Genomic DNA, 9,237 nt, shown 5'->3' with positions numbered 1-9,237 from the left:
TCGTGGCCGACCTCGCCGCGGCGGCCGCTCCGCCCGCGGCCGTCGGCGTGGGTGCCGCCGGGGTCGTGGATCAGCTCACCGGCGCGATCCGCGCCGCGTCGGAGACCTTCGTCGGATGGGCGGGGTACCCGCTCGCCGAGAGACTCGCCCAGCGGCTCGGGCTGCCCGTGCGGGTGGAGAACGACGTCAACGCCTTCCTTCTCGGCGAGCGTGCGTGGGGGAGTGCCGACAGCGGCGACGCTCTCGGCATGATGCTCGGGACCGGCGTCGGCGGGGCGCTCCTCCTCGGGGGAGAGCTCTGGCACGGTCCCCACGGCGCGGCGGGAGAGATCGGCCATACCCCCGGCTACGGCGATCTCCTGTGCACCTGCGGACGCACCGGGCACTTGGAGACGCTCGCGTCGGGCACCTCGATCGCGCGCCGCTATTGCCGGGCGACCGGATCCGCACCGCTGTCGGCACGCGTCGTCGCGGCTCGGGCGCGGGCGGGTGACGATGCGGCGCGCCGTGTGTTCGTCGAGGCCGGCCGCGCCGTCGCGCTCGCATGCGTGTCCGCGGCGACGCTCCTCGACCTTCCCCTCGCCGTCATCGGCGGCGGGGTGACCTCCGCGTGGGATCTCCTCCAGTCCGGACTCGACGAAGTCCTGCGCGAACAGCCGCCCGTCTCCGGCATTCCGCTGCGGATCGTCCCCGGCACGTTGCGTTCCGACGCCGTCGTATTGGGTGCCGCCGCACTCGTCGCAGGCCCCCTGCCCCTCCCGACCGAAAGCGAGCTCGTCCGTGAACACCGCTGACCCGTCGTCGGCTCGCGCCGACGCCCACCTCGTGTGGAAAGGCCCTCTCCCGGAGCGCCATGCTGCCGGACTCGCTCGCCCGCGCATCGGGATCGCCGGGATCTCGATCGAGTCGAGCACCTTCTCCCCGCACGTGTCGGGCGACGAGTCGTTCACGATTCGGACGGGCGACGAGCTTCTCGATTATTACCCGTTCCTCGCGGAAGGGACTGCACTCCGGGACGCCGCGGAGTGGGTGCCCCTCACCCACGGGCGCTCGCTTCCCGGTGGGGCGGTCGATCCCGCGACCTACGACCGGATGAAGCAAGAGATCCTCGCGGGCGTGCGGGAGGAGGGCCCCTTCGACGGCTTCTTCTTCGACATCCACGGCGCGATGAGCGTTGTGGATCGGGACGACGCCGAGGGCGATCTCGCGGCGGCGCTCCGGGCCGAGCTCGGCCCCGATACCCTCGTCTCCACCTCGATGGACCTGCACGGCAATGTCTCGGAGGCGTTGTTCGAGGCTGTGGACCTGCTCACGTGCTACCGGATGGCACCGCACGAGGACTGGCTGAACACCAAGGAGCGCGCGGTCCACAACCTCCTCGTCCGCCTCCGCGGCGCCGCCGGCGCGGATCCCGTGGCGCGGCGCCCGCACAAGGCCTGGGTGCGGGTGCCGGTGTTGTTGCCGGGCGAGAAGACGAGCACGCGGATCGAGCCGGCGCGCTCCCTGTACGCGGCCCTTCCGGAGGTCGAAGAGCTGCCGGGTGTCCTCGACGCCTCGATCTGGGTCGGCTACGCGTGGGCCGACGAGCCACGCTGCCACGCCACCGTCATCGTGCTCGGCGACGACACCGCCACCATCCGCGACCAGGCGGAGCGGCTCGGTCGCGCCTTCTGGGACGCCCGGGCCGACTTCGCGTTCGTGGGCCCCGTGGACTCTCTCGACGGGGCACTCGACGAGGCGCTTGCCGAGGGGGCGCCCCGTCCCTTCCTGATCTCCGACTCCGGCGACAACCCGACGGCCGGCGGGGCGGGAGACGTCTCCTGGACCCTCGGCCGGGTGCTCGAACGCGAGGATCTCAGCCGGGGCGACCGCACCGTGATCGTGGCGTCGGTGTTCGATCCGGACGCTGTCGGTCAGGCGGCGCGTGCGGGGATCGGAGCGCGTGTGCGGCTGTCGGTCGGAGGGCGGATCGACGGCCGCCCGCGCGGCCCGGTAGAGATCGACGGTGAGGTCTTCTCCGTGACCGCTGGAGACCCCGTCGCCGGCACTCAGGTGGTCGTGCGCGGCGGGTCGGTGTACGCGATCGTCACCGAACGCCGGAAGCCCTTCCATCATCTCGACGACTTCCGGATGCTCGGCCTGGATCCGGCCGGCGCCGACATCGTGATCGTGAAGATCGGATACCTCGAGCCCGAGCTCTACGAGCTCGCCGCCGGCTGGGTCATCGCCCTCACGCCGGGCGGCGTGGATCAAGACCTCCTGCGCCTGGGGCACTCCCGGCTCCTCCCGGGGGTCTACCCGTTCCATGACACCGGGATCGAGCCGGAACTCACCGCTCGGGTCGCGCGCCGGGGCGAGGGGACGGGAGCATGAACTTCGAGACCCGCACCGGTCCCGATCTCGACGGCGATGCCCCGACCTATCCGCCGATGGATGTGCCGGAGTGGTACCGCGACGCGAAGCTCGGCTTCTTCGTGCACTGGGGGCTGTACTCGCTGCCGGCGTGGGCTCCGCCCCACCCGCCCGGAGGAGTGCCGGTCGAGGACGCCTACGCCCACCATCAATATGCCGAGTGGTACGCGAACACCGTGCGGATCACGGGAAGCCCGACCTGGCGTCGCCACCAAGAGCTCTACGGCCCGGGCCGGACGTACGAGGACCTCGCCGATGACTGGGACGTGACCGGCTTCGATGCGGACGCCTTCGTCGCAGAACTCGTGGCCGCCGGCGCCCGGTACGTCGTCCCGACCACGAAGCACCACGACGGGTTCTGCCTGTGGGACTCGGCGACGACGACCTTCACGGCGCCCCGGCGCGGGCCCGGTCGCGACCTCATCGCCGAGCTCCATGATGCGACCCGGCGGTGGGACACGCGCTTCGGCGTCTACTTCTCGGGAGCGCTGGACTGGCACGTCAGCGACTTCCCGCCGATCGAGTCGGACACCGACCTCTTCCGGTTCCGCCGGGCCGACGAGTGGTTCTCCCGCTATGCGGCAGCGCAGGTGGAGGAGCTGATCGAGAGATTCCACCCCGACCTCCTGTGGAACGACATCGAGTGGCCGGACGGGGGCAAGGGCGGCGACGAGTATGGCGTGGCTGCGCTCTTCCGGCGCTACCTCGACGCGGTGCCGGACGGCGCCGTGAACGACCGGTGGGGCGTGCCGCGGCACGGCTTCCTCACCCGCGAATACACGCACGTGCCCGACATCCTGGATCACCCCTGGGAGTCCACCCGCGGCCTCGGGTACTCGTTCGGGTTCAACCAGGCCGAGGGCGACGAGCATTCCCTCTCGGGCACTGCGCTCGTGCGGCTTCTCGTCGACGTCGTGAGCAAGAACGGCAATCTCCTTCTCAACGTCGGTCCGCGCGCCGACGGATCGATACCCGACCTCCAGCGTGCGGCGATGCGGGAGCTCGGTGCGTGGCTGCAGCGCGACGGCGACGCGATCTACGGCACGCGTCCCTGGCTCCGTGCCGGTGAACCGGTCGGTGTGCCGCGCGCCTACACGCAGTCGGCGACGACGGTGAACGCGATCGTCCTGGATCCTGCCTCGGGTGTCGTGGAGCTTCCGGGCGACCTCGCCGGCGACGTGCTGCCGTGGAGCGACGGGAGCAGCGCCGTCGTGCGCACCCGGCCCGACGGGGCGAGGGAGGTCGAGCTCCCGGAGCGCCTGCGGGGAGAGCCTGCGGTGGCGGTCCGCATCGCTACGGTGAACTCGTGAGCAATCGGATCGTCGTCGAGATCGCCGTCCAGGACGGCGCGGGTGCGCGGACGGCCGTGGCGGCCGGCGCCGACCGGGTGGAACTGTGCAGCGCCCTCGGCGTGGGCGGCCTCACCCCCTCGGTGGGCGTGCTCGACCGTGTGTGCGCCGAGATCGGCGCCGACCGCGTCAACGTGCTCGTGCGTCCGCGCGCGGGAGGGTTCGTCTACGACGACGAGGAAGTCGACGTCGTGTGCCGCGATATCCGTGCCGCCGTCGAGCGCGGAGTCGGGGGCGTCGTCGTCGGCGCGCTCACCTCCGCGGGGGATCTCGACCGCGACGCCCTTCGACGGTGGCAGGACGCCGCAGGGGAGACGCCCGTGGTCTTCCACCGTGCGATCGATGCCTCCCCGGTCCCGGACCGCGTCTTCGACGCGTTGCTCGACCTGCGGATCGCCCGCGTCCTCACCTCCGGTGGCGCACCCCGGAGCATCGACGGCATCCCTCAGCTGGGCAGGTACGTCGCTCGTGCGGGCGCCGACCTCGAGGTCATGGCGGGCGGCGGCGTGCGACCGGCCGACGTCACAGCCTTGGTGGCCGCCGGCGTCCCCGCCGTGCATCTCTCGGCCCGCGGACGGATGTCCGACGGCGCGCCGTCCGGACCCGGTGGCGGCGCTGACGAGGGCTACGACGTGACCGATGCGGCCATCGCACGGGCGGCGGTCGCGGCAGCACGCGGGGCGTAGACGGACCGGCTACGCTGGCGTCGTGACAGATCCCCGCGACGACGACGGCTCGGCCGACGCCTTCTCGTGGGACGGCGACGACGACCCGACCCTCGTTTCCGGCGGCCGGTCCACCCCGGCGTCCCCCGACCTCCCGGCCGGGTTCACGGCTGTCGGCAAGGGCAGCGACCGGGTGCGCAGATCGACAGGGGAGCGCAGCGCTCCGGGCGGAGCGGAGTCGCACGACGTGGCCGAGTCCGACGGCGCTCGGCGCGGTGCCGACGTGGCGCTCGTGGCTCTCGGAGTCCTCGCGGGGGTCTATGCCCTCTATACCGTGGGATGGATCGTCGGCGGGATGCGCCTGCAGAACGTCGCACAGTTCCTCGTCTCGCCGCTCGCCTCCGTTCCCGCCGTCTGGCTGGCGGTACTCGCTCCGGCGCTCTGGTTCGCCGGGACCATCTGGTTCACCCGCGGACGGCCGCTCTGGCAGCGGTTCGTCTGGCTGATCGCGGGGGCGGCTGTCCTGGTCCCCTGGCCGTTCGTTCTCGTCGGAACGGTGGGAACATGACGACGACTGCGCCGCAGCCCCGCACGCCGCTCTGGCTCACCGCGACGATCTCGGGCTTCTTCGGGCTCTTCTACGCCTACGCCGTCTGGAACGCCGTTGCGTTCCTCATCGCGCAGGCCCAGGGGACCTTCGGCCTCAACGGCGGCGGATGGGCCCTCCTGCTGTCGGCCGTGCTCTTCCCGATCCTCGTGTTCGCCGCGGCGTTCGCCGGCGGTGTCCGCCGCTCGGCCACCCTGCTCGGCGGGTTGCTGCTCATCGGTCTCGGCGTGGTCGCGGTGTTCTGGCTCAACGTCCTCGCCTACGCGGCGGTGCGCGGCGCCTCTCTTCTCGGCGCCGGCTGATCAGACCGAGCCGACTAGACCCTTCCGCAGCAGGGCGTTGGCGTAGACGCGGGTCTCGCCCGTGCGGATCACGACGAAGGCTCCGCGCGCCAGGTCGTAGTAGTCGAACCGGTCGACGAAGCGCGTGGTCTCGGCGGACGTGCCCGCCGCCTCCATGAGCTCGTGCTGGATCTCGAGGATCTCGCCCGTGGCCGAGGTCATGAGATCGAGCGACGGCGCATCGTCGAGCGGGACCACCGTGCGAACGGCCGCGAGCGCGTCGGGCGTCGAGGTGCCGGGGAGGGTGACGAGTCGGCGCGCGACCGCCGCCGCCGGGAAGTGCGCATCCGCGATGACGACCGCGTCGGAGTGCCCCATCGCGTCGAGGTGCCAGAGGAGCTCGCCCGTGAGGAGCGGGTGGATGCCGTCGAGCATGAGAGTCCTTTCGGGTGGATGAGCGATCGGCGGGTCAGGCGTCGATGAGACCGCGGTCGGACAGATCGTCCCACAACGCGTCGGGCACGGGGAGGGCCATCCATTCAGCGCTCTGGCGGACATGTGCGGGGCGGCTGCCACCCACGACCACCGACCGCACCGAGGCCTCCCGCAGCGGGAACTGCACGGCGGCGGCCGGGAGCGGGACGCCATGGGCGTCGCACACGGCGACGATCTGCTGCAGGCGATCCCAGAGGGCGTCGGGAAGGCTGCCGTACTCGTATCGCCCGTCGCGGGTCGGGTGGGCGCTCGCGAGCAGGCCGGAGTTGAAGACGGAGGCCGCCACGACGCCGGTTCCGCGGGCCCGGCACGCCGGCAGCACCTCGCGGGCCGCGGGCTGTTCCAAGAGCGTGAAGCGCCCGGCGATCATGACGATGTCGAGCGGCGCGGCCTGCACGGCGGCAGCGAGGGCCTCCGAGACCATGGACCCGACCCCGACTGCGCCGACGTCGCCGTTCGCGTGCAGCTCGACGAGCGCGGGCAGGGCTTCGGCAAGAGCGAGGTCGAGATCGTGACGCTCGGGGTCGTGGAGGTAGGCGATATCGATCCGCTCGATCCCGAGCCGCTCGCGGGACTCGTCGAGGCTCGCGCGGATGCCCTCGGCGCTGAAGTCCCACTCCCGGCGGAGGGTGGTGGGCACGTGGAAGTCGTGGGCGAGATCGAGGCTGCCGTCGTCGTCGGGATTCGGACGCAGGAGCCGCCCGACCTTGGTGGAGAGGACGTACTCGTCGCGGGGCTTGGTGCGCAGGAATGCGCCCAGGCGCTGCTCCGACAGTCCGAGACCGTAATGGGGCGCCGTGTCGAAGTAGCGGATGCCCGCCTCCCACGCCGCCGTGAGGATCTCCCACGACTCGTCGTCGGAGAGCGGCCGGAAGAGATTGCCGACGTTGGCAGCCCCGTAGCCGAGGCGGGGGAGTGCATCTCGCTGGGTCTGTCGCGACTCAGACACGAGCGTGCGCACCCGTCCATGTGTAGGTGGCCCGGCTCTCGGGGTGCATCTCCATGCCCGTACCGGGAGTGAGCGGCACGTGGTACACGCCGCCCCGTACATCGGTGGGCGTCAGGAAGTGCTCGTGCAGGTGGTCCACGTACTCGATCATGCGGCCTTCGCGGGTGCCGCTGAGGGCGACGAAGTCGAACATCGAGAGATGCTGGACGGCTTCACAGAGGCCGACGCCTCCGGCATGCGGACACACCGGCACGCCGAACTTGGCGGCGAGAAGCAGATTGGCGATGTTCTCGTTGACCCCGGCGACGCGCACGGCGTCGATCTGCATGACGGCGAGAGCGTCTGCCTGGAGGAACTGCTTGAACATGATCCGGTTGTGTGCGTGCTCACCGGTCGCCACGCGGATCGGGGCGACGCCACGGGCGATCTCGGCGTGACCCAGCACGTCGTCGGGGCTCGTCGGTTCCTCGATCCACGCGGGAGAGAAGGGGGCGAGGGCGTTGACCCACTCGATGGCCTGCGTCACCTCCCAGCGCTGGTTCGCGTCGATCGCGATCGGGAAATCGGGGCCGCAGACCTCTCGTGCCACACGGAAACGGCGAATGTCGTCGTCGAGGTCTGCCCCCACCTTGAGCTTGATCTGCCCGAACCCGTCGGCGATGGCTTCGCGGCACAGGCGCGCGAGCTTCTCGTCGGAGTAGCCGAGCCACCCGGGCGTCGTCGTGTAGGCGGGGTAACCCGTGGCCAGGAGCTCCGCCTCGCGCGCCGCGCGTCCGGGCACGGCGGCCTCCAGGAGCGCACGCGCGTCGTCGGGCGTGAGCGCGTTGCCCAGGTGTCGGAAGTCGACCAGGGAGACCAGTTCCTCCGGCGACATGCGGCTGAGCAACTGCCAAAGCGGGAGGCCCGCCCGCTTGGCCTTGAGATCCCAGAGAGCGTTGACGACCGCGCCGATCGCCATGTGCATCACGCCCTTCTCGGGGCCGAGCCAGCGCAGTTGCGAGTCGCCCGCGAGTTCCCGGTTGGTGGCGCCCATGTCCGCGAGCAACGGCTCGACCTCGCGACCGACCAGGTGGCCCTCGAGGGCGCGGATCGCGGCGACCTGCACGTCGTTCCCCCGCCCGATCGTAAAGACGAACGCGTGCCCCTCGAGCCCGTCGTCGGCATCGGTGAGCAGTCGCACGTAGGCAGCCGAGTAGTCGGGGTCGGGGTTCATGGCGTCCGAGCCGTCGAGCGTCGCCGAGGTGGGGAAGCGGATGTCGGCGGTATCGAGCGCGACGATGCGGGTCACGGTTCACTCCTGGTCGATGGGAATCCGGCGATCGAGGAGGTCCTCGGGGCATCCGGACGGGGTCACGGGTTCCCACAGTAAACATCCGATGTTTATACTGTCAACTGGCGCGACCGGCCGTGGCGCCCCACCCTGTGGAACCGTGGACCGTGATGCGAGGAGAAGCATGCGATTTGCCCGACTTGGCCCGCTCGGCCAGGAGATCCCGACCGTCGTCGTCGACGGGACGTACTACGATCTCCGGCCGCTGACCTCCGATGTTACGGGCGCCTTCCTCGCCGATGACCCGGTGGCCAAGACCGCCGACGCGCTCCAGCGTGACCAGCTGCCGCCGGTGCCGGATGCGGATGAGCTGCGCGTGGGCGCGCCGATCGCCCGCCCCGGCGCGGTCATCTGCATCGGGATGAACTACGCCGCCCACGCCGCGGAGTCGGGATCGGCGCCGCCGGAGCTTCCCGTGATGTTCCTCAAGGCGCCCAACACCGTCGTCGGGCCGGCCGACGAGGTCGTCATTCCTCGAGGCTCGACGAAGACCGACTGGGAGGTGGAGCTGGGCATCGTGATCGGTCGCACGGCGTCGTACCTCGACTCACCGGCAGACGCAGCCGCCCACATCGCCGGCTACGTCACGGCCAACGACGTCTCGGAGCGTGACTTCCAGTTGGCCGTCTCGGGTGGGCAGTGGTCGAAGGGCAAGTGTGCCCCGGGATTCACCCCCACGGGGCCATGGCTCGTGACGGGCGACGATGTGGAGCCGGGGGGCCTCCGGCTCCGCAGCTTCGTCAACGGCGAGGTGCGCCAGGACTCCACGACGGCCGACATGATCTTCTCCGCGGAGTACATCGTCTGGCACCTCTCGCAGTATCTGACGCTGGATCCCGGTGACCTCGTCCTCACGGGGACGCCGGAAGGGGTGGCTCTCTCCGGCCGGTTCCCGTATCTCGCGGACGGCGATGTCGTCGAGGTCGAGGTGGAAGGCCTCGGTCGCGGGCGTCAGACGTTCCGCTCGTGGAAGGAGCAGACAGATGTCCGATGAACTGCATGGCAGGGTTGCGGTCGTGACCGGCGGCGCCTCCGGCATCGGCGCCGCGATCGCCGCGGAGCTGGCGGCGGCCGGGGCGCCGCCGGTCACGACCGCAACCCTGCCATGCAGTTCATCGGACATCTGTCTGCTCCTTCCACGAGCGGAAC

At 71.0% G+C, this 9,237-nt stretch carries 10 protein-coding genes; 7 read left to right on the top strand and 3 right to left on the bottom strand.

The annotated features are described in order from the left end of the window. The 6 genes from QM591_RS15845 to QM591_RS15820 form a co-directional block, all read left to right on the top strand. On the top strand, positions 1–794 hold a 794-nt coding region (locus QM591_RS15845), incomplete at its 5' end, for an ROK family protein (RefSeq protein WP_415133811.1). A 31-nt stretch (positions 795–825) separates the two neighbouring features. Then, on the top strand, positions 826–2,373 hold the full coding sequence (locus tag QM591_RS15840; RefSeq protein ID WP_415133813.1) for a M81 family metallopeptidase: 1,548 nt from the start codon (positions 826–828) through the stop codon (positions 2,371–2,373). After that, on the top strand, positions 2,370–3,722 hold the full coding sequence (locus QM591_RS15835) for an alpha-L-fucosidase (RefSeq protein ID WP_415133809.1): 1,353 nt from the start codon (positions 2,370–2,372) through the stop codon (positions 3,720–3,722). Before QM591_RS15840 ends, QM591_RS15835 begins: the two co-directional genes overlap by 4 nt. Next, positions 3,719–4,447: a copper homeostasis protein CutC gene (locus tag QM591_RS15830; protein WP_415133807.1), complete on the top strand. Its 729-nt coding sequence runs from the start codon at positions 3,719–3,721 to the stop codon at positions 4,445–4,447. Before QM591_RS15835 ends, QM591_RS15830 begins: the two co-directional genes overlap by 4 nt. 22 nt (positions 4,448–4,469) lie before the next feature. Beyond that, positions 4,470–4,994: a DNA polymerase III subunit gamma/tau gene (locus tag QM591_RS15825; RefSeq protein ID WP_415133805.1), complete on the top strand. Its 525-nt coding sequence runs from the start codon at positions 4,470–4,472 to the stop codon at positions 4,992–4,994. Beyond that, on the top strand, positions 4,991–5,335 hold the full coding sequence (locus tag QM591_RS15820; RefSeq protein WP_415133803.1) for a hypothetical protein: 345 nt from the start codon (positions 4,991–4,993) through the stop codon (positions 5,333–5,335). Before QM591_RS15825 ends, QM591_RS15820 begins: the two co-directional genes overlap by 4 nt. Here the strand turns inward: QM591_RS15820 and QM591_RS15815 are convergent, their stop codons facing one another. The 3 genes from QM591_RS15815 to QM591_RS15805 are packed head-to-tail and all read right to left on the bottom strand — an operon-like array spanning position 5,336 to position 8,046. After that, entirely contained in the window at positions 5,336–5,749 is a 414-nt protein-coding gene (locus tag QM591_RS15815; RefSeq protein ID WP_415133801.1) for an RbsD/FucU family protein, read from the bottom strand. Between the two features lie 34 nt (positions 5,750–5,783). After that, a complete protein-coding gene (locus QM591_RS15810) occupies positions 5,784–6,770 on the bottom strand; it encodes an aldo/keto reductase (RefSeq protein ID WP_415133799.1) in 987 nt (328 codons plus the stop codon). Continuing rightward, the gene (locus QM591_RS15805; protein WP_415133797.1) at positions 6,751–8,046 is read right to left on the bottom strand and encodes an enolase C-terminal domain-like protein; all 1,296 of its coding nucleotides are present in this window, start codon (positions 8,044–8,046) and stop codon (positions 6,751–6,753) included. Before QM591_RS15805 ends, QM591_RS15810 begins: the two co-directional genes overlap by 20 nt. A 166-nt stretch (positions 8,047–8,212) precedes the next feature. Here QM591_RS15805 and QM591_RS15800 point away from each other — a divergent pair, with 166 nt between their 5' ends. Then, positions 8,213–9,082, top strand: coding sequence for a fumarylacetoacetate hydrolase family protein (locus QM591_RS15800; protein ID WP_415133795.1), 870 nt, complete (start codon positions 8,213–8,215; stop codon positions 9,080–9,082). Positions 9,083–9,237: the final 155 nt, after the last annotated feature.

The organism is Microbacterium sp., assembly GCF_047607225.1.
Lineage (GTDB): Bacteria > Actinomycetota > Actinomycetes > Actinomycetales > Microbacteriaceae > Microbacterium.
Note: the sequence above shows the minus strand (reverse complement) of the source record. Positions and strands in the feature narration are given on the sequence as shown.